Below are 23,601 nucleotides of genomic sequence, written 5' to 3' on the forward strand. Positions count from 1 at the left end.
CCCTTCTCCAAGTCCTAAAATAATTACAGGTCATAGTTAGCAGTTGACCCGAACACCTAACTGCTAACTGCCGATCGTTAAAAAATACTAATTCACGATCATGAATTTCAAACTTCTAAGTTTAGCGGTATCAGGAATTTTCATAGTTGGGGTTGCAGCCAGGGCTGCTGCGGTTGTTAAGGTGCCCCCCGGACAGCAGAAGGCAAATTTAGCGGAATTTAACTCGGTGCCTCGGACAGGCCCGATCGCCGAAAATGCCGAAGAACAAACGAATATTCGGGTATACGAAAAAGCCAGTCCGGCGGTTGTTACCGTCGATACAGCTAAATCTAACGGTAGCGGCACAATTATCAGCCCCGACGGCATGGTGTTAACCAACGCTCACGTTGTTTCTGCCGGCGGTACCGTAAATATAATTTTGTCAGACGGTAGAAAACTGGTCGCGGATGTCGTTGGATTCGGCGAAGAAGGTTTAGACTTAGCGGTGGTGAAGATTCGCGGTCAAAACAATTTGCCCACAATTCCTTTAGCCCGTGCCGGTTCGGTGAAAGTCGGACAACAAGCATTTGCGATCGGCAATCCTTTCGGTCGATTTCAAGGTACTTTTACAGTCGGAATTGTCAGCCGCATCGACGCAGCCCGCGGCTTAATTCAAACTGACGCGGCCATCAATCCCGGTAATTCCGGCGGCCCGCTACTTAATAGTTCTGGAGAATTAATTGGCGTCAATACTTCTATTTTTACTCGCGGCCAGGGCGGAGGCAATATCGGTATCGGTTTTGCAATTGTCATAGACAAAGTGCCAGCTTTCTTGACTGCGGTGCGAGAAGGGCGAGCTCCCCGCGTTGCTCAAAGGCGATCGCCCTTTGGCAACAAATCACCTCAAAAAGTTGCGTTAAACGGGCCCGCCGTCACAGGCAAACTTACCGACAAGTCTAGCATTCTGCCCGCAGACAACAGCTTTTTTGACCTCTACTCCTTTGAGGGAAAAGCGGGACAGCAAATCACAATAGAAATGAAAAGTCAAGAGATAGACCCTTATTTAATTTTGCTCGGCCCCAACGAGCGCGAAATCGCGCAAGATGATAACGGAGCGGGCAATAAAAACGCCCGAATTACAGTCAGGCTCCCAGCAGATGGCACTTACACGTTGCTGGCAAATTCCAACGAAGCTAGGCAGTTGGGGGCTTATACGTTAGAACTGAAAGCGAGTGCTCCTGGCGCACCTTCTCGGGCGATTTTGCAAGAAGAAGGCGCTTTAGTCGCAGGTGGCCCGGTATTGCCTTCTGATAACAGTCTGTATCGCGAGTATACTTTTGAAGGTCGATCGGGTCAGTCTGTCAGCATTTCCCTGGAAAGTACAGATTTCGATCCCTATGTGGCTATCTTTGACCCTAACGGCAAATTAGTGGCAGAAAATGACGATGCGAGCGATTCGAGCAAAAATGCGTTTCTGAGCGTTACTTTGCCAGCTACGGGTCGCTACCGCGTGATTGTCAATGCTTATGATGCTTCAGGTCGGGGTCGTTACAATCTAACTATCCGCTAAAAGTTGGTAATTGGTAATTGGTGATTAGTGATTGGCAGTTAAAACGTTCTTCATTCTCATAACTAACAACTAACAACTGACTATTGACAACTGCCACAGGTCAACTGCCACAGGTCAACTGTCAACTGTCAACTGTCAACTGTCAACTGACTATCGAGGTAATTCATGGGTCAAATTAGATTTTGGGCGATCGCGCCAATTGCTCTACTAGCTATTTTTTCTGGGAAACCGACTCTCTCCGTACCAGTGTCAAATTTAGGTGGAGTTACCAACAGCATTTCCCCGATCCTTTCAGCAGAATTTCCTCAAAATGTACATAATGCGAGTCAAGCGGGCAAGGCTGTTTTAGCTCAAGCAAGCCCCAACCCGTCGCCTTCCGGGCCGCCAACTCCAAAGCCCTCGTCAACTCAGACCCCAACTGTACAACCTTCGCCAAGTCCTGATGGGCGATCGTCTAAAATCATTTTAGAGCAAAAGGGAGAACTCACAACTTCTAAGTCTTCGGTACTGCCCTCGGACAGCAGTTTGTACGATGAGTACACCTTTGAAGGCACTCAGGGTCAGAAAGTGGTTGTCAATGTAGAAAGTAGCGAGTTTGATACTTATCTGGCTGTCCTCAACTCCCAGGGCGAGCTACTGGGAGAAAATGATGATGTCACGCAGCAAAATTCCAATTCTGAGCTAACTCTTACCTTGTCTGCAAGCGGTCGCTACCGAGTAGTTGTCAATGCTTACGATCCACCTCCAAAAGGTAGAGGTAAGTACAGTTTGATTATCCGTGAAGTGACTGTAAATTAGTTTGATATCGTATCCGATCGATTAACCGCAATCAGATAAGTTCGTAGTCCGCACTACAAACTGCAAAATGCTGCGGACTGAAGTCCGCACTACAAACTGCAAAATGCTGCGGACTGAAGTCCGCACTACAAACTGTTCTTGTGATGGTAATTGACCGGACATGATATGAACGCAACTTCGGAGTCAGGACACGGCATTGCCGTGTCTTGATAATTTTAGGACGATCGCACTACAAGCAACTACTATTAACTTTTGTAAATTCATCGGTTTGTCTGCAATTATCAATGTTTTTAAACTGCATCTATAATTCGACACACTGTATTGTAAATATCTATTAAAATTAGAAGGAAAGCGAAAAAATGATATTTTTTCAACTTTCATTCTGGATTGATTTACATGAATTTAACGGAGACCCAGCCAGGTAAAAAAATCCTGGCGGGTGAAAAACTCTAGCAGCAAAAGTCCCACGAATCCCACCATTGCAAATCGTCCGTTGATTTGTTCGGCGTAGGCATTCCAACCAAATGCAGGTTCTGGTTTTTTGGGGGATTCAGGAGTTGGCGGTGTTGGAGACGGAGGAGTTTTAGCAGCCATTTCTAAGTTTGAATTTTTGAGTTTTGAGTTGAGATTTTTGAGTGCAAGCCGGCAATGACTTTTTTAGTATTGGACGCACATCGAGACCAGAAACCGGGTTGCTTCGCAGCTCTATAGTTGAGAATCTTAGATTTTGCCCAGAAACCCGGTTTCTTTCCATCAGTCCTATTTTTCCCTCGCCGTGCCGATCGCACAATCTTTAATTTATCCGAAAATGACAGCCGATCGCTAATCTGCCGACTTTTCTAAATTTTGCACCGATTCGATCAAATCTCGCACGGTTTCGGTACCTTCAGAAGGCTCAAAGGACAAGGGGAATTTGCCGCGGGCGAGCATTCTTAAACCCAACGGGCCCAGACTCAGCAAACCTTGAACGTCGCGGAAGTAGTTTCCGACTACTTCGATGCCAAATTTGCGCTCGTCTATCCAGCCACCTTCTTTGACGAGATTAATTAAGACTTTGCGGTGGCGGATCGATCGGCTGGCTTGGTCGTCTTTGCGATCGAGAATCTCCTGTTTGATCTTACCAATTTGATCCATCGGCGCCACTTCCATCGGACAAACCGAGTTGCAGTAGTAACAGCGAGTGCAGCCCCAGACGCCTGCGGTTCCTTCGTTGTACTTTTCGAGCCGATTTTCGGTTTCGCTGTCGCGGGAATCGGCGATCGTCCGGTAAGCTTTGGCGAGGGCGTGGGGGCCGACAAAATCCGGGTTGACTTCCCGAGCGTTGCACTCAGAATAGCACGCGCCGCAGAGGATGCAGTTACCAGTTTGGTCGAGTTTCGATCGCTCTTCGGGAGTTTGCAGAAATTCGCGTTCGGGAATTGCTCGCGAGGCGGTGCTGACATAGGGTTCAACAGCTTCCAGGTTGTCCCAAAAACTGGTCATGTCAACCACCAAATCTTTAATTACCGGCATATTTCCCATGGGCGCGACGGTAATTTCTGGGATGAAATCGGCAGGCTGTTGTGCTGAACTTGAATTAGCTATTTTTTGCAATCTCGCAAGTTCGCTACCGACATTTTCTTTGCAAGCTAAAGCCGATCGCCCGTTAATTCGCATCGAACAACTACCGCAAATTGTATTGCGGCAATTTTTGCGAAAAGCTAAAGTGCCGTCTTGTTCCCACTTGATGCTGTTGAGGCAGTCTAGGATGGTATTGCTCTCATCCACGTCTAGGGTGTAAGTATGTACGCGGGGAGCCTCATTTTGATTTTGGCGGACTACGTTAAAGCGGACTTGCATATTTTGAGTAAAGAATTTAGTTTCTATTTTAAGCTGGATTTTCTGGCGACCTAAAAAGACATTTATTTTTTAACAACTAGCTAAAGCATGAGATTTAAGCAGCTTGATTATTGTTTGAGAAACGGCAATAATCCTTAAGTTATAAATCATCAATCGCAACTGTTTTCAGCGGATTTTTTAGCTGATAATTGGATAAACAAGTGATCGATCGGTGCAGTTGGCGAAGGAGGAGGTGCCTGATGTCCAGCTTGTTTGTTTTAACTTTCATGTTTTCAACGCCAGCATTTTGTCTGGGCTTGGTAAATCCTCAATGGGTGGGACTGGCAACTCGCAAGCTATCTGTGGCTGTTTACGGCGTTTTGACGATCGCTTCGTTTGTATCGGTTGGCTTGGTAGCACCTAAGCAGCCGCAGCCTGTTTCTTCGCTGCTGACCTCGATAGAATGGCAAGAATCTAGGCCGATCGCTTCTTGGCGATAAATGAGGGAGTGCTTTAATAGCATAGTTACGAGCAATTTTACCTGTTAGAGGTAGCTTTGATCGGCTCGATCGAGATAAAGACTCGATCGACAATCGAAACGCTGCGTTAGATTTGCACGCGCCAACAGCCTCGGTTAATAATTTAGCTGTTTTGGGCGATCGTACTGATTTCAAGAAGCACGATCATCGGCTAAGATGATTTAATTGTTGAGCTTGCGGTGCCAGTGCATCTATGACTTACAGCTTAAGAATTGTGGATTTGCCGAGTAGCGAACGGCCGCGGGAACGGCTGATGGCCGGCGGCCCGAAAAGTTTAGCGACTGCGGAATTGATTGCTATTCTACTGGGTACTGGTCAGGGCCCCGGCAAACTTTCGGCTGTCGGACTCGGACAGTATATTTTAAATCAGTTGAGCTTGCACCAGCGCGATCCTCTGGGTGTACTGCGGAGCATTAGCGTCCAGGAGTTGACCCAGATTCACGGGATTGGCCCAGCCAAGGCTACTTCGATTTTGGCTGCGGTGGAATTGGGAAAACGAGTGTTTCAGTCGCGGCCGCCAGATATGGCCGTAGTGGACTCTCCACAAGCTGCTGCGGATGCTCTCAGTCAGGATTTGATGTGGCAGTCTCAGGAACGTTTTGCTGTGGTGCTGCTGGATGTCAAAAATCGGCTGCTGGGTACTCAAGTAATTACGATCGGCACAGCTACCGAAACTTTAGCTCACCCGAGGGATATTTTTCGGGAAGTGATCCGCCTTGGGGCAACGCGGGCGATTATCTCGCACAATCACCCCTCGGGGAATGTCGAGCCGAGCCCGGAGGACATTGCTTTGACACGGCAGTTGCTTGCTGGAGCGCAGTTTTTGTCGATTCCGCTGCTGGATCATTTGATTTTGGGAAATGGCGATTTTCGGAGCTTGCGGCAGACTACGACACTTTGGGAGGAGTATCCCCAGGGCGATTGAACTATTATACTTAACTAACTCGATTGCTATCATTAGTTATTTGTATCTTTGGGCTGTTCGAGGGCTGAATCAGCCGTCACAGCAGAAGTTTTTTGGGGGCTGTAGTCTCCGATTACATAGTGTTTGAGGTTAATGTCGCTGCTGATACTTAGTTGCGATCGCAACTCGGTTAATCTAGTAAAGGTAGGCTGAAGAGGTCGCTAATTCGATTTTTTTTCAGCATACTAAACGTATACTGAACCAGCACCTAGATACTCAATTCTTAAGAAATTATGAAATTGGGTGTAAAATATACGGCGTGGTGATAGGAGAAAAACTGTGTTTCTGAGACTTGCAGAACAACACCGTAAATTCGTCCAAGATTTGGTCATGAACCTCCAGGCTTTGGCGATCGTGCTAGAGCGTCGAGGTTATCTGGCATCCTGCTACACTTGCGGGGGTCAGATGAACAGTGCCTCATTTATGGTCAGTTTGACGGACAACCATCTGATTCGATTTTTAGTGTCAGATTACGGTATCACATGGACTGAGATGCGGGACGATCGCGAACTGATGAAACTAGAAGGTGCAGAGGCGATTAGTCAGTTACAAGAACTGGCAAATCTCGTAAAGTACCAAATCCAACCTTCGGAAGCTACTTTGGCGACGGCGCAGCGAGTTTAGCAATTGCACGGTTCCGAGGAAAGCGGCAGCGAAAGTCGGTGTTTGCCACCTGCAACCAAATCCCCAACGAGTTAGTTGAGAGGAACAGGTTGCACAGCAATGGCAGCTCAATAGACAAGGCGAATTTCAGGGTGCTTTTAGACACTCATTTTAGCCGTCAGTCGATCGAAGTCTGCCAGGGCCGACAGCAGTCATGCTATATGACGCGATATCAATGGTGCTTTTAACATTCAGTTAAAAGCTTTGACAGATACCGCAACATCTGACGTGAAAGTTTCATTTCAGATTGTGCCACAGACAGAAAACTCCGGCATCAGCCTGATTTTCCTGGTTTAAAGGTATCTGTATACTTTATGCAAAAAGTGTCTAACTTGGAACCTCTAGTTTTTTGGCAGCAGTTGATTCTGTCTTAAGAGCGATTCGCCAAAAGTAAAAGTGCTAATGCTCGTCGCCTGCGATGTTAATTTCTCACTTTGACATTCAAAAGTCAAGGCATTGAAATTAACTATGAGCAGGCAGGTAAAATTTAACATCCAGAGTGAGGATGAGGCTGTGAAGATTGGGCGAAAAGCCGCCCCAGGGTGGATATGCGGACGAATTGCGTTTATTTTTGCTTTTCGATTTAGCTGATAAGGCTCAAAATTAACTTAAAACAGCATCACTGCTGTAAAAAATCTCACAGCCGGCTTTAGCCGGCTAAGTTTTGTCTGAATTTAAGCTTCTGCGTGATGTTTGGCTGTTGTACCACAAGTCTCAGTCATCAGTCAGTCAACGGTCAACGGTCAACGGTCAACGGTCAACTGTTTTTTGAAGTGCGCGATCGCAGTTGCTACTAATATCTTATCAAAAAAATAGGCTTAAAACCCCGTCTTTTAAGACGGCTTTGCATTTAGGCTGTCCTGTGTTACCATAGTATCACTGGTTTGGTAAAAAAATGTTAAAAGCCTTCAAGTACAGAATCTATCCGACAAGTGAGCAATCAGTTTTGCTTGCCAAGTCGTTTGGATGTACTAGATGGTTCTATAACTATGCCCTCAACTTAACGTCTGAAACTTACAAGCAAACGGGGAAGGGGTTAAGCAGAAATGAAATAATCAAACTTCTACCCTCCATGAAGAAAGAGTATGAGTGGTTGGCTGAAGCACCATCACAAGTCCTTCAGCAAGCTGCTTTAAATCTTTCTAGTGCTTTCCTGAACTTCTTCGAGGGTAGGGCTAAATATCCCAACTTCAAAAAGAAACAAAATAGACAGTCTATTAGATTTCCTCTCTTGTTGTGAATTAAAAGATGATACATTGAAACGGCCTAAGATTGGTGATGTTCGTTGTAAAGTCTCACGACAACCAGAGGGTACTCTAAAGTCTGTTACGGTTTCAGTTAATCCATCGGGGGAATACTTGGCGGCCTGCCTCTATGATAACGGCAAAGACTTACCTGAGAAATCAACAGAAGGAAAAGCCATTGGCATAGACGTGGGACTAACTCACTATGCTGTTACATCCGATGGAACCAAACATGGGAATCCCAAATACTATCGAAAGTATGAAAAGAAATTAGCGAAGAGACAAAAGCAATTAAATCATAAGCTTAAAGGGTCTCGAAACCGCAACAAAGCTAGGGTTAAAGTGGCCAAAGTTCACGCGAAGATAGTTCGGTGTCGCGAAGATTTTTTACACAAACTAAGTCGTAAATTAGTTGGCGAAAACCAAGTCATAGTTGTAGAGAATCTAGCAGTTAGAAACATGGTGAAAAACCACAAACTGGCTAAATCTATTAGTGATGCTGGTTGGGGACAATTCTGCACCATGTTGAACTACAAAGCCCAGTGGGCAGGAAAAACCTACATCGAAGTAGATAGGTTCTATCCAAGTTCTAAGACTTGTAATAACTGTTTAAATCGCGTGGATAGCTTGAGTTTGGATATTCGTAGTTGGCAATGTCCTAAATGTGGGGAAAACCATGATAGAGATATTAATGCTGCTAAGAATATTCTATATGAAGGTTTACGAATTTTGACGGTAGGGCATACCGTTACTGCTTCGGGAGGGAGAGTAAGACCAAGTAAAGGCACTGCTTTTACAAGGCATCTCCCTGTGAACGAAGAATCCTAGCCCTTTGGGGCGGGGAATGTCAAAATATCTTAATAATTTTTCCCAAAATATTTATCCCCAAGCTTGGAGTCAGAATCAAATGGTAAATTTAAGCGAACTTCTAGAACCCATCGCCAGCCAATTTCGCAGTCTCGGAATTCCCGAACCAATTACCCATTGGGGACATCCTGTAATGATGGGAATCGTGGTTGTGGCCATGGGTAGCTTCGTTGGATATACGGGATGGCAAGGACGTTTGGCCGCCGATAAGGATGTCGCGCTCAAAAGTCGAGCGGATCACCGCAAGCTAGCACCGTGGATGTTTCTGTTTCTAGCTTTGGGCTACACAGGCGGCTTGCTGTCGCTGGTAATGCAGCACAAGCCTGTTATGGAAAGCCCGCACTTTTGGACTGGTTCGGGAGTGCTGGTTTTGCTCGCTGTTGGTAGCCTGATTTCGCTGACAGGTTTTGGAGGCAATAAGCTGGCACTGCGGGCGGTTCACGCTTATTTGGGCACAACTGCCCTGGCACTTATGGTGCTGCACGCGGCTTTCGGTTTAAAATTAGGTCTGTCTATTTAAGGTAATATCAGTCTGTAGTTCTTCAGATGAGTTCCGATCCCCCCTAACCCACTTAAAAAAAAGGGGGGACAAGAGACGCAAAGTGTCTCTTAACACCAGGAGCAGGACTGGAGCGCTTAAAGTCAACTCCTACTGCCATTTTTAAGGAGGATTTAGGGGAATGGAGACCAATAATCAAAGGGAAATATCTGGTTTTCAGCTTAATCTGTGCGGTTTGGAAAAGTAAAACAAACTATATTTGCGATCGCAAAAATTGCTAATCTTAGTAACTACCAAGACAGTCAGGACGTTATTAAATTGCGGGAACGATGGATTCTATTTATTTCATTGTCCCTGATGAAAGTTGACAGTTGACAGTTGACCTACTAATAACTAATGACTAATAACTAATGACCAATGACCAATGACTTATTCCATAGTTTCTAATTAATGAATCAAGTAACGGGTGTCATTTTCTGTCTTGCCTACATTGTGGGATTGATTTCTACAGGAGTTTCTTGGGGTAGGTACGCGATATTTGCTTTAGGAATAGCGGTCGCAGTCGCCATGCCTAAATTGTTGTTAAAGCATACAAGGAACTCTTTCAAAACCACTAATAAAAGACGCAGCAGAACTAAAGAAAATGGTCTGGAGGAACCCTTAGAAACGAGGGAAAAATTGAGTTTGCTTGAGATGCTGCCGAGAGCAAAATGGGTGTGGGCTGTCGCGGGTTCGATCGCATTTTTGGCTAGCATTTATTTTGCAATTCGATCGCCCCAACCGGCAATGAATGACATCAGCAAACTGATTCCCGTTGGCGGAAACACTCAAGAAGTGGCGGTGACAGTTCGCGGTAGACTGGCTAGTACGCCCCGATTAACTCGATCGGGTCGATCGCAATTTTGGCTGGACACGGATGCAGTTAGCGAAATCAACGGCGGCGAAGGAGGAGTAGTCGTCAACCGCCCAGTATCCGGCAAACTCTACGTTACAGTGCCGCTGCTGCAAGCAACGGGCTTGTACGCCGACAATACAGTCGCAGTTGTGGGCTCGTTGTACAAACCGCAGCCGCCGTCAAATCCAGGGGGTTTTGATTTTCAAGCATATTTAGCCAGAGAAGGGGCTTTTGCAGGACTCAAAGGGCGTCAGATTGACTGGAAGAGAGAAAATGCGATCGCGGATGTCAATCGACTTAACACCAAAATGGGTGCTTTCTGGGAGTCAACCGGGATGCAGCCGTCGCCAATTCAAGCGATGCGGATGCGGATTGTGCGATCGCAAGTATCGCAGTTGAGTGTTCCCGAAGGGCCGTTGATTAGTGCGATCGCCCTGGGCAAACAAGCAGTTGATTTACCTTACAACATCCGCGACTCTTTTGTGCAGGCTGGATTGGCCCACGCGATCGCAGCTTCGGGTACTCAAGTTTCGATGGTTTTGGGTTTAGTTTTAGCTTTAACCAGGCGTTTTTCCAAACAATTACAATTTGGTTTTGGCGTCGGTGCTTTATTTTTGCTCGTGGGATTAACAGGCTTTGAAGCTTCAATCTGCCGCGCCGCTTTAATGGGATTTGGTACACTATTTGCTTTGGTACTAAGTCGCGAAGTTAAGCCCTTGGGATTGCTGTTAATCGCTGCTACTATTTTACTGCTAGTTAATCCTTTGTGGATTTGGGATTTAGGTTTTCAACTGAGTTTTTTGGCAACTTTGGGATTAGTGGTGACAGCGCCGCCGCTGATGGCAAAGTTCGACTGGATGCCGCCTGCGATCGCTTCAATTCTGGTGGTTCCCATCGCCGCTTCAGTTTGGGTGCTACCGCTGCTACTTTACGTTTTTAGTGTGGTATCACCTTACAGCATTTTAGTCAATATTATTGCGGCTCCTTTACTGTGGATTTTGAGTATTGGCGGGATGATTAGCGCCTTGGCTGGATTGATTTTTCCACCGGCTGGGAGTGTGTTAGCGCAATTGCTTGACTATCCGGCAAAGGGGTTAATTGCGATCGCCGAATATTTCTCGCAATTGCCCGGTAATTCAGTAGCTGTCGGTCAAGTATCGGTGTTTCAGCTAATCGCGCTTTACAGTTTAATCTGCTGGGTTTGGCTGGGGGGAAGTTCGGCAACGAGCAATGTGCGGGATGTAACGGATGTAACGGATAGAAGGAAAAAGTCCGAGGGAAAAGGGAAACAGGAAGATAGGAGAGGGAAACAGGAATTAGGAAAAGGCAAGAATCAAGGAAATGGGAGAGGGAAGAAAGGGAAAAGCCGAGTTTTTGCGTTGCGGATTTCTTCGGCTTGGATTTTACCGCTGGCGCTGATGGCGGGAATTAGTATCATAGTTTTACCAGCTTGGCACGTTCAAGCATCTTTGTTTCAAGTTACTTTACTGGCGACGACATCTGATGAACCAGTTTTAGTGATTCAAGATAAGGGAAAAGTGGCGCTAATTAATACTGGTGATGAAAATACGGTGAGGTTTACAGTATTGCCTTTTTTGCAGCAGCAAGGAATTAATTCTGTAAATTTTGCGATCGCCACTCACGGTCATTTAGGTTTGAGCGGCGGTTGGGGAAAATTATTACAACGCTTGCCAATTAAAACGTTTTATGATAACAACGCTCCCAAACAAATTAACCGCGGCAGCAATCAGGAATTTATAACGGCTGTGCAATCTCGCCAAGGCGTTTACTTTCCTTTAGAAACTGACAGCAAAATTGATCTGGGTTTGACGCGGTTGCAGTTCGTGGATGCCGAAATCCCGGTGGTAGAATTGCTGGTGGGCGAGCGTACTTGGTTGCTTGTCGGTGAAATGACACCAGAAGCGCAAAGTATGTTATCAAAGAGATTAGCAGCCACGGGAACATTGAAGCGGGTAGAAGTGCTTTGGTGGTCGGGAAAAACCCTGACAGCGGAGTTATTGGGTGCAGTTCGGCCGCAAGTGGCGATCGCATCTGCGGACGAAATCGACCCAGAAACCGCCGCCCAACTGCGCCAAAGCAAAACCCAGATTTTCTGGACAGGGCGCGACGGAGCTCTTCAGTGGACGCCAGCAGGGGGATTTAAGACGACTCTGGAATCGGAAGAAAATCAAACTTCTTTTCTGTAAGGATTTACAATGTGGCACATAGTGCGGTAAAATACTTTTAGCTCGCATCCCAAGTTTATTGGAGAGGTGGCAGAGCGGTTGAATGCGGTAGACTCGAAATCTACTTTAGGGGTGACTCTAACGTGGGTTCAAATCCCACCCTCTCCGTTTTTGAAGACTTCTGGCGTAAGATATGCAAAGTACATCAAGAAAAACTTGCATATCTTACGCCATATTTTAGTGAAGATTTAGCGAAAGGCAATAATTCCTCCACCTCGCTGTTACTAAGAGTTTAGGTGACAACTCATTTGAGGGACTTGACAATTTGCTTTTGTTACAATGATAGAAAATTTGACACAATTCTTAAACTTCAAACCGCGCATCTTATTTATGTACGGAAAGAGCGATCGCCCAACTGCTGTTTTGAGCCACATACACAGTATTGTGGAAGAATTCTATCATGTCCGAAAAGAACGCTCCCAATAAAGTTGGTTCGTAGTGAGGACTTTAGTCCTCGGATGATGCGGACTAAAGTCCTCACTACAAACACGTTTTATTGCGGTAATACAACAGGCATGAGATGAGTTATTGAAGCCAACCTAGGCGAATATGACTTTTATGAACTTAATAATATGATTTTTATGAGTCCATCCAATGACTTTATGAATTGACTTTAAAAAAGCTTTTATTCATAATCATCATATAAACCTAGGACAGGAAGAAACTCATGTCGCCAAAGCCTAGCAGCTAATATTGCGCTCGTCGAGCTAAATCAAATATATAGCCTTTCTCAAAAACATGAGGTATGACTGACAGCTTATATAACCGCTTAAACTCAGAGGGCTAAAGCCCAACAACGTACCTCACCTATCTGAGAAGGGCTATATGTAGATATTTCTACAGGTTGTAAGCGGGAGTATTTGCTGGTAAGTAACAGATTTATTAGACTGTGCCAGGAAATGCTGACAGAAATCAAAGTATCTAAACAAAATCTAGTGCAGGAGAACTAATTATGTATCAGCAACCTCAAAAAAGGAAAGGCCCGCCCCCAATTGTTTTTATTGCATTTCCTTTGATTGCCTGGGGTGCATTCACGTTTATTCCACAGATATTAAATGGCAGCACTGCACCTAGATTAGTTTCTGGTAACAGTCGTCTCAGTTGGGGAGATAAGATATTGATGCCATCGCAAACAACAGCAGGAAAACAAGCAGGTGTCAAAGCTTTTGCTGAGGGTAATTACAAAGAAGCTGTTAAAAACTTTCGGGAATCGCTGCAACAAAATCGCAACGATCCAGAGACTCTAATTTATTTAAATAATGCCAAAATCAACAATGATAATTCTCTGCAAATAGCCGTCAGCGTTCCGATTGGCACTAACCCGAATGTAGCCCAAGAAATGCTCCGAGGAGTTGCCCAAGCTCAAGAGGAAGTTAATGCTGGGGGAGGGATTAATGGTGCGGGTTTGCAAGTTTTGATTGCCAACGATGACAACAGTCCAGATTTTGCCAAAGAAGTTGCAACCGAATTCGTAAAGGATCAGAAAATTTTAGCAGTCATCGGGCACAATGCTAGCAATGCTTCTTTGGCTGCTGCTCCCATTTATCAAGAAAAAAAATTGGTGATGGTTACACCAACTAGCTTTGCTAACAATTTATCAGCTTTCGGTAGCTATATTTTTCGGACAGTCCCCGCGATTCAATCGATGGCGGCTCCTTTAGCAGAATATATGGTTAAGAAAGCTGGCAAAACTAATGTTGCTATCTGTTATGATTCTCAAGCTCCTGATAACGTATCGTTTAAGGATGAATTTGTTTCGTCGTTTTCGGCTTTGGGTGGCAAGGTAGTGCCTACAGTTTGTGACTTTTCAACGCCAACTTTTAATTCGAGTGCTAGCATTGCTGATGCTGTTAGCAAAGGTGCACAAGCGTTAATGCTAGCACCTCATATCGATCGCATCGATCGCGCGATCGACCTAGCTCGCCTCAATGCTGGCAAATTAGCACTCTACGGCAGCACGACACTGTACACCTTTCAAACGGTAAAAGAGGGGAACAAAGACGTTGACGGGCTGGTTTTGTCGGTTCCGTGGCATCCTGACACTAATCCCAACAACCCATTTTCTAAGAATGCGATTCAAAAGTGGGGAGGTGCCGTGAATTGGCGAACCGCTACGAGTTTTGACGCGACTAAAGCTATTATCAGCGGTTTGCAGCGCAGCAATACGCGAGAAGGATTGCAACAAGCACTTAGGGCTCCGAATTTCGTTACCTCTGGTGCGAGTGAAGATGTGAGGTTTTTGCCAACGGGCGATCGATGGAACAAAGCGATTTTAGTACAGGTTCAACGCCAAGGCAATGATTACAGGTTTGTGGCGCTGCCTTAGAGTTGCGTAAATCTTCGATCGACAGAGCAACCGCAGATATGAGGCTCCTTAACACTGATTAACGCAGATAATTCCTAGAATTGAGAGCGAATGCTTGGAATACAGTCTATTTGGAAACCTGCAAGCGGAAATGCTCGATCGACCTATAATGAGAATTGTTATCATTCGCAAATCAGCAATTCTCCATGCAAGCGACATCAGCAGCTACGCCGCCCCAAATTGATTTAGCTTTAATCGGCGCTGGGCCCCACGCCCTGACTCTGACAGCACACATTTTGCAAAAACGCAACTGCCTGCGGGATAAACTTTTAGCATTCGATCCGAGCGGCGAATGGCTGACACAGTGGCGGAGGCAATTTGCAGCTTTAGAAATTGGGCATTTGCGATCGCCCGCAGTGCACCACCCTGATCCCAACCCTTACGAATTGCGGAGGTTTGCCGAAAATCGCTCCTCCGAATTGTTTCCCCCCTACGATTTGCCAGGAAGTCGGTTATTTGAGGAATTTTGCGCTGATACAGTTAAACGGTGGGATTTGGGCGATCGAGTTATCAAAGCAAAAGTAACTCGCATTCAGCCGAAATCTGACCGTTTTCGGCTGTGGTTTGAAGATGGCAAAAGTGCGATCGCCCGCCGAGTAATTGTCGCCACAGGCGGCGGAAAACTGAATTTCCCAGCCTGGGTAAATCAAATTAAAACACAGCATCCCGCCGAAAGAATTCGCCACTCTAGCCAAGTAGATTTACGAAATTTAGAATTATCAGGAGAACAAATATTAATTGTCGGTGGCGGGCTAACTAGCGGACATTTAGCAGTAGGAGCAATTGCTAGAGGAGCAAAAGTTTTGTTAATGACGCGGCGCTATTGCCAAGAAAAACTATTTGATGCCGAAGCCGGTTGGTTGGGGCCAAAATACCTGAAAGGATTCGCCGCTGAAGCTGATTGTCATAAACGTTGGGAAGCTATTCAAGAAGCTCGCAATGGCGGCTCGATGACACCGGAAATCATGACGCAGTTACGCAGGTTGTCTCACAGCCAAAAGCTGAAATTTCACGAAGAGTGCGAAGTTGTTGGAGTTCGGTGGGAAAATAACAGATGGACTGTGGATTGTAGCGGTGGGGAGATGTTATTTGTCGATCGCATTTGGCTGGCAACTGGCACTAAATTAGATATTACAGCCGATCCTTTGTTCGAGGAAATGCTAGAAACTCATCCCATTGAAATAGTTAAAGGTTTGCCAGTTTTAGACAAACACCTGCGTTGGGCTGGATGCGAATTATTTGTAACTGGTGGTTTAGCAGCGCTGCAAGTTGGCCCAGTGGCGAGAAACCTTTCAGGGGCGAGAATGGCGTGCGATCGCATTGTACCAGCGATCGTCAAATCCAGCGTTGCACTCTCGCCCGCAATAATTAAAACAACAGCTTAACTATTGCAACTTAACCGCAGCCCGCTGAATTGGCAAAACTTCGTCTAATGTCAATTCGCGATCGGCTGTCAGGTGACTGGAGCAGCAAATTGTGCTGAAATAAATAGGACGACCGACAACTTGAGAAAAATGCTGTTCCAAAAGTAAGCGAGAAGTGATATCGCCCAACAATTCAGAGATATCTTTTGTCAATTGTTCAGTATCGTCGCGGTGAGTAATTCTGAACTCAAAAGGCGTTTTGCCGTTAGCGCAGCCCTCGGAGAGGATCGACTTTTTAATCTCTGCATCAAAAGCATCATCTTTACCAGCCACAAAAGCAGCAGACTGAGCTGTCAAAAATTGCCAAGCTTCGGGAAACATCTTGCGAATGTTTTCCAGGGGATTTCCTGTTTCGTAAACCAAAGTAGCAGTTTTGCAATCCATGAATCAAACCTCGGGTAGTTAGTAGTGTGTCTAGACTGTATTTCAAGTTTTGATATTGATTATCATATTCATAATCGGCCACTAAATCAAGGGCTTTTCTCTCTTCTCTTCCTCTGCGCTCTCTGCGGCCTCTGCGGTTTAATCATTCAGAAACCGGGTTTTTTTCCCAATTTGCACGCCATAACAAAGCATTCTCCCAAAAAACCCGGTTTCTGACTACCCGCACCCCAATGCCCAATGCCCCATGCCCAATGCCCAATGCCCCATGCCCAAAACTATCAATTCCAATACCTGCGCCAGTGAAACAAATTCTCCCATAAATTCTGCATAAAAGTATTGCTGCGGAGACGCTGCGACTCCCAAACAGCAGCAGTTTGACCGTTAATTGCCGAAAAACTCGACCAAATATAAGGAAGTTCGGCGATCGCCTCAACCTTCATTCCGTGACGCACAGCAAAGGCGATCGCATGAATCAACTCCGCAGCTTGCGGGCCCACAATAGTCGCTCCCAAAATCTCCCCGTCACGCCGCCCGACAATCTTACAAAAACCCGTTGTCTCCCCGGACATTTGAGCTCTTTCAACATTCTTGAAATATTCCCGAGCCACAATCAGATCGTCTCCAAAACGTCGCCTTGCTTGCGCTTCTGTCAAGCCAACTCTCGCCAACTGCGGATCGGAAAAAACTGCCCAAGGAATTCCGCGATAATCTATGTGAAACATCGGCAAAAACAAAGCATTTTTCACAGCCACCGCAGCTTCGCAATTGGCGATATGAGGGAACGAATAACCGCCAGCAACATCGCCACAAGCGTAAATTCGAGAATTAGTTGTTTGCAGCTTTTCATTTAAAATCAACCTGCGATCGTTAAATTTAACCCTAGCAGCTTCCAGATTTAACCATGCAAAATTGTGTCCGCGGCCAGCGGCGAGAAAAATCTCCTCAGCTTCGATCGCCCTTGGCCCAGCTTGAATCCACTTTTTACCGTCAATCATCCTAGCTTGAGTCACCTCAGTCGCAGTCAGAATCCGCACTCCTTCAGCTTCCATTCCAGCTTGCACCAAACCAGCAGCCTCGCGGTCTTCTTTAGCCAAAATCTGCGAACTTTTCACCACCAAAGTCACAGCAACGCCCAGCCGAGAAAAAATCTGAGCCACTTCGACACCGCTGGGATCTGCACCGATTACAGCCAAACTTTTCGGCAACTTTGGCAGTTTTGCTAATTCCCCGACTGTTTCGGAAGTAAAAAAGCCGACAGACGAAAGTCCTTCAATATTGGGAATTGCAGGCATTGTTGGACAAGCTAGCAAATAACAGCGCGATCGCAATTTCCGATCGCCCGCAATCAAAGCCAAATTCGGTTTGGCAACAAACTCGCTATTACCAAAAATAATATCAACCCCGCGAGCAGCTAAAACGCCAAGATCGTCAATTTCTGACAAATTAGAAACAACGCCGTCAGCCCACTTCTTAACCCCGTTAAACTGCAATGCGATCGGCATTTCGGAATTAGCCAGATCTGGGCGAAGTCCGAACTGTGGGTGGCTAATCTGGTGAGCAAAACGAGCAGCCTCCCTCAAAGTTTGGTTGTATTTCAAACCCAGGGCGATCGACTCTTTCCCCCCCGCCGGCAAATCTTGGGAATTACTGAGCGGTTCCACCAAAGCAACGCGAGCCGGGAAATTAGTTGCAGTCAAAGCAGCATAACGTCCGGCTGCTGTTCCACCAATAATCACTAAATCATAATCAAGCATAAATAGTCAGTGGTCAGTTGTCAGTTGTCAGTTGTCATTTGTCATTTGTCATTTGTCATTTGTCATAGCAAGCTTAAAAATACCAGCGAATCTTTATATTTCTATTTCTTTATTCTCCTTCTTCTCCTTCTTCTCCTTCTTCTCCTTCTTCGTGTCCTTCGCGTCTTCGCGGTTCGTTCAAAAAATCAATCAACAGCGCGAGCGAGAATATATTATTACTTCCAAATAATTTATAAGAGTGCGAGCATCTCTCTCGCAATGCAAGAAACATCTCGCACTCCCAGCAACATCAGGGGATTCACAACTGACAACAGACATCGGCAAGTCCAGCAATCAATCGCAGATTGTCCGCCCTCCCGCGCACGGCGACTCGGAAAAATCGATCGCCCAACTCAGGAAAACTCAAACAATCTCGAATCAAAATCCGGTGTTGTTGCAACAGACTTTTTTGAATTGCAGCCACCGACACCGACGACTCAACTAACAAGAAATTAGCCGCCCCAGCCATTGGCCGCAAACCGGGTAAATCAGCCAAACCCTCAAACAGCTCTCGCCGAGCCACAGGCAGCCAATCCCAAGTTTGCCGCTCAAAAGCAGCATCTCGCACCATAGCAGCAGCCGCAGCCGCCGCCAAGGCATTCACAGGCCAAGGATCGCGCAGCAACTGCCAGCGACGCAGGATGTCGGGATGGGCGATCGCACATCCCATCCGCAGTCCCGGCAGAGAATAGAATTTGGTGAGCGATCGTAAAATCACCAAATTCGGAAATTCCTCAACAAGAGCGATCGAACTTTGCTGCTCTGCTGGCGGTAGAAAGTCCATAAAGGCCTCATCCACCACCACCATACCCAACTGCTCCAAATAAGGCCGAATCGCCTCCCTACCGAAGAGCAAACCCGTAGGATTGTGAGGGTTGTTTAGCAGCAAAGCTCGATCGGCACCGAGAGGAAGAGGAACCGGGAGAGCCAAAGAAGGAGAGACAAGGGAACCGTTAGAAACCGATAAATCATCCGTTACCAACCCGTTACCCGTCTCCGGGTTCAACGATTTCAGATCCAAAGGACAATCGAGCACCTGCGCGCCGAAAGCCGAAAGAGCTCGCCAGTAATCGCCAAAAGCCGGAGTCACCAAATAAGTCGCCTCCAGCTTCGACAAATCCCAAGCCGCCCAAGTCAACAATTCCGCCGATCCATTCCCCGGCAAAATCCAATCCGGATCAACATTCAATGCCTCACCCAAAGCAGTCCGGAGCTCTCCATAATCCGGGTCTGGGTAAGCCGTGAGACTGCTCAAATGAGCTTGAATCGCAGCCAGGGCAGACTCAGGAGGGCCCAAAGGACTGATACTGGCAGAAAAATCGAGAATAGCAGAGGGAGGGCAGCCAGCCAATGCGGCTGCCCAAGCTAAATTCCCACCGTGTACAGGTCTAATCAAGACTCAGTTCACCAATTAAATTTTGGGTTCTTTCGGCGGTGCAACTCTGTCCTTGAACAACTTACCTGCGGAAAATGCAGGAACTTTAGTTGCCGGGATTTCCATCTTGTCGCCAGTTTTGGGATTGCGACCCTCCCGGGCCTTGCGTTCCCGCGACTCAAACGAGCCAAAACCAACCAATGTCACCTTGTCGCCGTCGGAGACAGCTTTCATGATTGCTTCCAAGGCTGCACTCAAAACGGCATCTGCCTGTTTTTTCGTGACACTAGCATTTTCGGCCACTACATCAACCAATTCACCTTTGTTCATTCCGAACTCCTTCTGGGATTTGCAAAATACGTTAAACAGAGTTCAACTATTAGCTGTGAGTTGTAACTGTATTGGAGTTTGGGTTGGGAGCGTTTGGGTTGTCCCCTATTACTCCAGCCCGCTTCCCCAATTAAGAACTCCTGCTGAATACTAATTACCCTAGGGTAATTGGTCAGAAAAGGAATTTTCGTTTTTAGTTGCTGAAAACCCGACAGCATCTAATTTTCACTGCATTATTCTAAAGTCTTGCCGACCGTTATGGATCGGTGGAACCTTTAATTTATATGGATTTGGACAATTTTTTAAATTAATACCTAAATTTCGGTAAAAAAATACCTCTTTGGAGAGAAGATTTCTCGCCTCCGTGGATTTGAAATGAGGGAAAAAGCAGAAATAGAAGGAATAAAATGTCATTTGTCAAGGGTTAAACAAAACTTTTTTTCCTGATTCCTGATTGCTTCTGAGAGAAAGAAGGTGAATTAAAAGGAATAAAGTCTGAATTGTCAAGGGGAAAAGAAAAATTTCTTTTCCTCGAACCTCTTCTCTCTTCCCATTCGTGTCACCAATCGCCTAAAAACCTTTGTATCTCTCGTTTATAGCCGAGTCTCGATCCCCCTAAATCCCCCCGATAGTCGGGGGACTTTGAGAAGAATCCTGTCCCTCTCCCCGGATAGTCGTTTGTATCTCTCGTTTATAGCCGAGTCTAGATCCGCCTAAATCCCCCTTAAGAAGGGGGACTTTGAGAAGAATCCTGTCCCTCTCCCCGGATAGTCGGGGGACTTGGACGACGCTCTTCTCTCCCAGATAGTCGGGGGACTTGGACGACGCTCTTCTCTCCCGGATAGTCGGGGGACTTGGACGACGCTCTTGTCCCCCCCTTCTTAAGGGGGGTTAGGCAGGGCGGTTTTATTGTCGTCAGACAAATTAGGTACGTAGTTGCGATCTTTGCGCTCTTTCTTAATCTTATAAAGAGCGCCCAAGCGCAACTACGTACCTTGGCCGATCGCGCGAGCCGACCTTTGAGCGATACTTTTGGTAGTTTTATATCTCCTATCCTGACAATTAATCCACCCTGCTTCTTAAGGGGGGTTAGGGGGGATCGAGACTCGGCAAATCGTCAGACAGCAGGCCGGCACTACTTTTGACCTTAAGTTGAAACGTCTTCCTTCATCCCGATGCCCGATGCCCGATGCCCGATGCCCGATGCCCGATGCCCGATACCCCATGCCTACTGTCTGGGCTGAACGGGTTGACTGCGCTGCAACAGTTGGCGGGCGTCGGGACTGATGTTGTTTTGGTAGCCAAAGTTCGATCGATCGCTATCATCCAAAATCTGGGGAGTCAGCAATACAATCAACTCTGCCCGCTGGTTGTCCTTACTGGTTCTCCTGAACAGCGAACCGATAATCGGCAAATCTCCCAAAATCGGAATCTTGTTTGCTGTAATCCGTTCTTCGTCGCGGATAATCCCGGAAACAATCAAAGTTTGACCGTCCCGCAGGCGAATTAACCCCGATTGCAAAGATCGCTCGCCCAGCAGCCTGATAATATTGGTGTTCGCGCCAGTAGACAGTTGTTGTTCGAGGCCAGGTGTCCTGATAACCGGGTTCACCCGCAAAGAAACAAAGCCATTATCGTCAACCCGATCGATCGCCACACCCAACTGCAAACCGGCCTTATCTTTCACTGCCGTCGTGGTTGTGGTACTTGTATTTCCCGTAGTCTGCGTTTGCTGAGTGATGTTACTGAGTACCTCATCAGTAATATTCACATTCGCCGTTTCTCCTTCTTGAACCACCAGAGTTGGATCGGTAAGGATTTTGGCATTCCGGGTTTCAATAGTTGCTTGCAACGCCGACAGGAACCTCCTCGGGTATTGGAACAGCGGGAACAGCGCGAAAGTTGCACTTCCGCCAGCGGTAGCCGAGCCAGGATCGTAAGTGCTAATCCCAACTCGTGAGGGGTCATTAGTGATCGGCGCTGTCGGCTGCACGAACAACCCGCCACTAGAGCCGGGGATTAAATTACCATTCCGATCTCTAACAGGAGAACCTGTCAGGGGTACGTTGATTAAATTGCCGTTCGGATCGTAGAAAGGTTCCTGATTTCCTAGGGGGTTCGGGACGATCGGCCGAGCATTGATCCCCCCAAGGGTAGTCCCACCGGGCGGATTGATGCCACCAAAATTGAGACTTGCTACTCCGTTGTCATTGACAAAGAAATTGTTATTAATTCCGAAAGAGAAACTGCTGCTACTTCTGTTGTTTCCCAGCAAGTTGACATCGATCACCTTGACGTTGACAGCCACTTGACGGCGGCGCAAATCTAGCTGAGTCAAGAAAGCTACCGCAATATCAACTTTGCGAGGATCGCCCACCAAAGTGATCGAATTGAGCCTCGCATCCGCCAGCACCGACAGTCCCCTCAGCAAGAGCGGCCCGTTGCCATCCTTAGCGCCAATTGCCTTAATGTCCGGTTCCCGAATTTCCACATCCCGCGCCGCATTTCCCTGGCCCACGGTTTGAATAGTCACCCGAGTAATCGGCAATTGAGTTTCCGCACCTTGAGCGCTCAAAAAGTTAGCTGCATCCGTAGATCTGACTTGATTGAGTCGCAGCGTCCGAACGATAATATTGCGGGAGTCGAGAGGCAAATTAGAGCCGACAAAAATCGTGCGCCCGACGCGGTTGGCTTGCAGCCCGCTGATCCGCAGCACGTAGTTGAAAACATCTTGCACCGACTCGTTTTCGATGTCCAAGGAAATTTTCGGCCCTTCATCGGCGCCTCCTGCTGCTCCCGGTGCTGCTGGAGCGGCTTGGCCCGGTTGGCCGGGGGCCCCGCCGCCTGTAAAAGCAATGTTCAATCCGGCTGCGCGGGCCAGCAGAGCTAAAACGTCGCGGACTGGGGCATCGCGCAGCACCAAACGGGGGATGCGTTCTCCCGAACTCAGTTCAATATTTGCCCCTGCCGGCGCGATGTTAGAAACCGCGATATCTCCCAAGGGTGGCGCTACAGCCCGCGGCTGGAAAGACGGAGCTTGATTGTTCTGAGATTGTATTTCGCTGGGGAGGGGCGGGCGATCGTTCCTAGTAATAGTAACTTCGGGATTTTGCAGCATCACGCCCGGGGTTTGCGACGTGCGGACGGGGGCAGGCCGGGAAGTTGTTGGGCTTAGCGGCAGTCCTGGAGGCGGCGGAGGTACATTTTGGGCTTGGTTTAGCGAGGGCAATGCAGCCTGTGTTGCTGGGGTAGACTGGGCTGTCCCGCCCTGTCCGGCAACGCTGAGGACGATGTTTTGGCCTTGTCCGGGGACAACTTGTCCGTTGGGAATTCCGTTGGTGCCTGCCACTACAACGCGGATGCTGTTAGCTTCTACCTGGGTGATTTCTACTGAGGAAATGCCCGGAGCTGGGTTATCTTGGCGGAAGCTGTTGCCTTGGCGCAGGCGGAGCTGGGTGTTGGTAATTGTGGCTTGGTAGGTATTGCCGTTGTTGATGGCAAAAACTTGCGGGCGATCGCCCTTTTCGGTAGCTAGAACAATACTTACGCCATTATTAGCTTGACTTACTTGCACTCCTGTGACTTTAGTCGGCGCGGCCGAGACGGGCGCTTGGGCGATCAGAACTCCGGCAACGCTGCTCAAGAGTCCTCCACTTAACCGTAGATGCTGTTTCACGTTCTCTCCTCTACACTTATATTATTTATGGGCATGGGGCATGGGGCATGGGGCATGGGGCATGGGGCATGGGGCATGGGGCATTTATAGCATTATTGGTTGCTTTTCGTAGAAGGGAATTGCCAATTGCGATCGTGAGTACCTGAATTACTTGAGAACGCCTTCTTCGGTT

Annotated in this window: 20 protein-coding genes and 1 tRNA gene; 12 read left to right on the forward strand and 9 right to left on the reverse strand. The window is 47.2% G+C overall.

Features of this window, described 5'->3' with window-relative positions; all coding sequences use genetic code 11:
- The first annotated feature begins 100 nt into the window (after positions 1 to 100).
- Together QZ938_RS04890 and QZ938_RS04895 are read left to right on the forward strand one after the other, a co-directional pair.
- Positions 101 to 1,549: a trypsin-like peptidase domain-containing protein gene (locus tag QZ938_RS04890; protein WP_293348520.1), complete on the forward strand. Its 1,449-nt coding sequence runs from the start codon at positions 101 to 103 to the stop codon at positions 1,547 to 1,549.
- 165 nt (positions 1,550 to 1,714) lie between these two features.
- Positions 1,715 to 2,347, forward strand: coding sequence for a pre-peptidase C-terminal domain-containing protein (locus tag QZ938_RS04895; RefSeq protein WP_293348517.1), 633 nt, complete (start codon positions 1,715 to 1,717; stop codon positions 2,345 to 2,347).
- Between the two features lie 21 nt (positions 2,348 to 2,368).
- On the opposite strand, the gene QZ938_RS04900 is transcribed toward QZ938_RS04895, so the two are convergent.
- The 3 genes from QZ938_RS04900 to QZ938_RS04910 form a co-directional block, all read right to left on the reverse strand.
- On the reverse strand, positions 2,369 to 2,509 hold the full coding sequence (locus tag QZ938_RS04900; RefSeq protein ID WP_293148952.1) for a hypothetical protein: 141 nt from the start codon (positions 2,507 to 2,509) through the stop codon (positions 2,369 to 2,371).
- Between the two features lie 240 nt (positions 2,510 to 2,749).
- The gene (locus QZ938_RS04905; RefSeq protein ID WP_293148950.1) at positions 2,750 to 2,941 is read right to left on the reverse strand and encodes a chlorophyll a/b-binding protein; all 192 of its coding nucleotides are present in this window, start codon (positions 2,939 to 2,941) and stop codon (positions 2,750 to 2,752) included.
- A gap of 228 nt (positions 2,942 to 3,169) precedes the next feature.
- A complete protein-coding gene (locus QZ938_RS04910; protein WP_293148948.1) occupies positions 3,170 to 4,186 on the reverse strand; it encodes a succinate dehydrogenase/fumarate reductase iron-sulfur subunit in 1,017 nt (338 codons plus the stop codon).
- Between the two features lie 239 nt (positions 4,187 to 4,425).
- On the opposite strand from QZ938_RS04910, the gene QZ938_RS04915 reads away from it, so the two are divergent.
- Both QZ938_RS04915 and radC read left to right on the forward strand, forming a co-directional pair.
- A complete protein-coding gene (locus QZ938_RS04915) occupies positions 4,426 to 4,665 on the forward strand; it encodes a hypothetical protein (RefSeq protein WP_293148946.1) in 240 nt (79 codons plus the stop codon).
- 232 nt (positions 4,666 to 4,897) lie between these two features.
- Complete coding sequence (gene radC / locus QZ938_RS04920) at positions 4,898 to 5,629, forward strand: DNA repair protein RadC (protein WP_293348515.1); 732 nt, start codon at positions 4,898 to 4,900, stop codon at positions 5,627 to 5,629.
- Between the two features lie 32 nt (positions 5,630 to 5,661).
- Here the strand turns inward: radC and QZ938_RS04925 are convergent, their stop codons facing one another.
- Positions 5,662 to 5,793, reverse strand: coding sequence for a hypothetical protein (locus QZ938_RS04925; RefSeq protein WP_293348513.1), 132 nt, complete (start codon positions 5,791 to 5,793; stop codon positions 5,662 to 5,664).
- A 154-nt stretch (positions 5,794 to 5,947) separates the two neighbouring features.
- Here QZ938_RS04925 and QZ938_RS04930 point away from each other — a divergent pair, with 154 nt between their 5' ends.
- The 8 genes from QZ938_RS04930 to QZ938_RS04960 all read left to right on the forward strand — a co-directional run bounded on the left by QZ938_RS04930 (position 5,948) and on the right by QZ938_RS04960 (position 15,832).
- Positions 5,948 to 6,292, forward strand: a complete 345-nt coding sequence (locus QZ938_RS04930; RefSeq protein ID WP_293148941.1) for a DUF1815 family protein — start codon at positions 5,948 to 5,950, stop codon at positions 6,290 to 6,292.
- Between the two features lie 934 nt (positions 6,293 to 7,226).
- Positions 7,227 to 7,571, forward strand: a complete 345-nt coding sequence (locus QZ938_RS32985) for a helix-turn-helix domain-containing protein (protein WP_363318779.1) — start codon at positions 7,227 to 7,229, stop codon at positions 7,569 to 7,571.
- A 16-nt stretch (positions 7,572 to 7,587) separates the two neighbouring features.
- The gene (locus tag QZ938_RS04935; protein ID WP_363318778.1) at positions 7,588 to 8,403 is read left to right on the forward strand and encodes an RNA-guided endonuclease TnpB family protein; all 816 of its coding nucleotides are present in this window, start codon (positions 7,588 to 7,590) and stop codon (positions 8,401 to 8,403) included.
- A gap of 79 nt (positions 8,404 to 8,482) precedes the next feature.
- Positions 8,483 to 8,962 carry a DUF4079 domain-containing protein gene (locus tag QZ938_RS04940; protein ID WP_293149068.1) on the forward strand — a complete coding sequence of 160 codons (480 nt, stop codon included), beginning with the start codon at positions 8,483 to 8,485 and terminating at the stop codon, positions 8,960 to 8,962.
- Between the two features lie 429 nt (positions 8,963 to 9,391).
- Positions 9,392 to 12,043 (forward strand): ComEC/Rec2 family competence protein, encoded by a 2,652-nt coding sequence (locus QZ938_RS04945; RefSeq protein ID WP_293348511.1) that lies wholly within the window; start codon positions 9,392 to 9,394, stop codon positions 12,041 to 12,043.
- A 60-nt stretch (positions 12,044 to 12,103) separates the two neighbouring features.
- A tRNA-Ser gene (locus tag QZ938_RS04950) sits at positions 12,104 to 12,190 on the forward strand.
- Positions 12,191 to 13,034: 844 nt separating this feature from the next.
- A complete protein-coding gene (locus QZ938_RS04955) occupies positions 13,035 to 14,408 on the forward strand; it encodes an ABC transporter substrate-binding protein (RefSeq protein ID WP_293332933.1) in 1,374 nt (457 codons plus the stop codon).
- 185 nt (positions 14,409 to 14,593) lie between these two features.
- Entirely contained in the window at positions 14,594 to 15,832 is a 1,239-nt protein-coding gene (locus QZ938_RS04960) for an FAD/NAD(P)-binding protein (protein ID WP_293348509.1), read from the forward strand.
- Here QZ938_RS04960 and QZ938_RS04965 read toward each other — a convergent pair whose 3' ends face one another.
- From QZ938_RS04965 to QZ938_RS04985, 5 genes are all read right to left on the reverse strand, one after another.
- The gene (locus tag QZ938_RS04965) at positions 15,833 to 16,255 is read right to left on the reverse strand and encodes a hypothetical protein (RefSeq protein WP_293148931.1); all 423 of its coding nucleotides are present in this window, start codon (positions 16,253 to 16,255) and stop codon (positions 15,833 to 15,835) included.
- A 278-nt stretch (positions 16,256 to 16,533) separates the two neighbouring features.
- A complete protein-coding gene (locus tag QZ938_RS04970) occupies positions 16,534 to 18,009 on the reverse strand; it encodes an NAD(P)/FAD-dependent oxidoreductase (RefSeq protein ID WP_293332927.1) in 1,476 nt (491 codons plus the stop codon).
- Between the two features lie 298 nt (positions 18,010 to 18,307).
- Complete coding sequence (gene cobD / locus QZ938_RS04975; RefSeq protein ID WP_293348507.1) at positions 18,308 to 19,444, reverse strand: threonine-phosphate decarboxylase CobD; 1,137 nt, start codon at positions 19,442 to 19,444, stop codon at positions 18,308 to 18,310.
- A 15-nt stretch (positions 19,445 to 19,459) separates the two neighbouring features.
- Positions 19,460 to 19,753, reverse strand: a complete 294-nt coding sequence (locus QZ938_RS04980) for an HU family DNA-binding protein (protein WP_293148925.1) — start codon at positions 19,751 to 19,753, stop codon at positions 19,460 to 19,462.
- Positions 19,754 to 20,981: 1,228 nt separating this feature from the next.
- Positions 20,982 to 23,429 (reverse strand): type IV pilus secretin family protein, encoded by a 2,448-nt coding sequence (locus tag QZ938_RS04985; RefSeq protein WP_293348505.1) that lies wholly within the window; start codon positions 23,427 to 23,429, stop codon positions 20,982 to 20,984.
- Positions 23,430 to 23,601: the final 172 nt, after the last annotated feature.

Source organism: Microcoleus sp. CAWBG27 (assembly GCF_020883145.1).
Lineage (GTDB): Bacteria > Cyanobacteriota > Cyanobacteriia > Cyanobacteriales > Microcoleaceae > Microcoleus.

Excerpts from the sequence above, each read along its gene's own strand:
- QZ938_RS04910 (WP_293148948.1), bottom strand. The coding sequence starts at position 4,186 with ATGCAAGTCCGCTTTAACGTAGTCCGCCAAAATCAAAATGAGGCTCCC.
- QZ938_RS04915 (WP_293148946.1), top strand. The coding sequence starts at position 4,426 with ATGTCCAGCTTGTTTGTTTTAACTTTCATGTTTTCAACGCCAGCATTT.
- QZ938_RS04940 (WP_293149068.1), top strand. The coding sequence starts at position 8,483 with ATGGTAAATTTAAGCGAACTTCTAGAACCCATCGCCAGCCAATTTCGC.
- QZ938_RS04970 (WP_293332927.1), bottom strand. The coding sequence starts at position 18,009 with ATGCTTGATTATGATTTAGTGATTATTGGTGGAACAGCAGCCGGACGT.
- QZ938_RS04980 (WP_293148925.1), bottom strand. The coding sequence starts at position 19,753 with ATGAACAAAGGTGAATTGGTTGATGTAGTGGCCGAAAATGCTAGTGTC.
- QZ938_RS04945 (WP_293348511.1), top strand. The coding sequence starts at position 9,392 with ATGAATCAAGTAACGGGTGTCATTTTCTGTCTTGCCTACATTGTGGGA.
- QZ938_RS04965 (WP_293148931.1), bottom strand. The coding sequence starts at position 16,255 with ATGGATTGCAAAACTGCTACTTTGGTTTACGAAACAGGAAATCCCCTG.
- QZ938_RS04895 (WP_293348517.1), top strand. The coding sequence starts at position 1,715 with ATGGGTCAAATTAGATTTTGGGCGATCGCGCCAATTGCTCTACTAGCT.
- radC (WP_293348515.1), top strand. The coding sequence starts at position 4,898 with ATGACTTACAGCTTAAGAATTGTGGATTTGCCGAGTAGCGAACGGCCG.
- QZ938_RS04955 (WP_293332933.1), top strand. The coding sequence starts at position 13,035 with ATGTATCAGCAACCTCAAAAAAGGAAAGGCCCGCCCCCAATTGTTTTT.
- QZ938_RS04900 (WP_293148952.1), bottom strand. The coding sequence starts at position 2,509 with ATGTCCGGTCAATTACCATCACAAGAACAGTTTGTAGTGCGGACTTCA.
- QZ938_RS04890 (WP_293348520.1), top strand. The coding sequence starts at position 101 with ATGAATTTCAAACTTCTAAGTTTAGCGGTATCAGGAATTTTCATAGTT.
- QZ938_RS04960 (WP_293348509.1), top strand. The coding sequence starts at position 14,594 with ATGCAAGCGACATCAGCAGCTACGCCGCCCCAAATTGATTTAGCTTTA.
- QZ938_RS32985 (WP_363318779.1), top strand. The coding sequence starts at position 7,227 with ATGTTAAAAGCCTTCAAGTACAGAATCTATCCGACAAGTGAGCAATCA.
- QZ938_RS04905 (WP_293148950.1), bottom strand. The coding sequence starts at position 2,941 with ATGGCTGCTAAAACTCCTCCGTCTCCAACACCGCCAACTCCTGAATCC.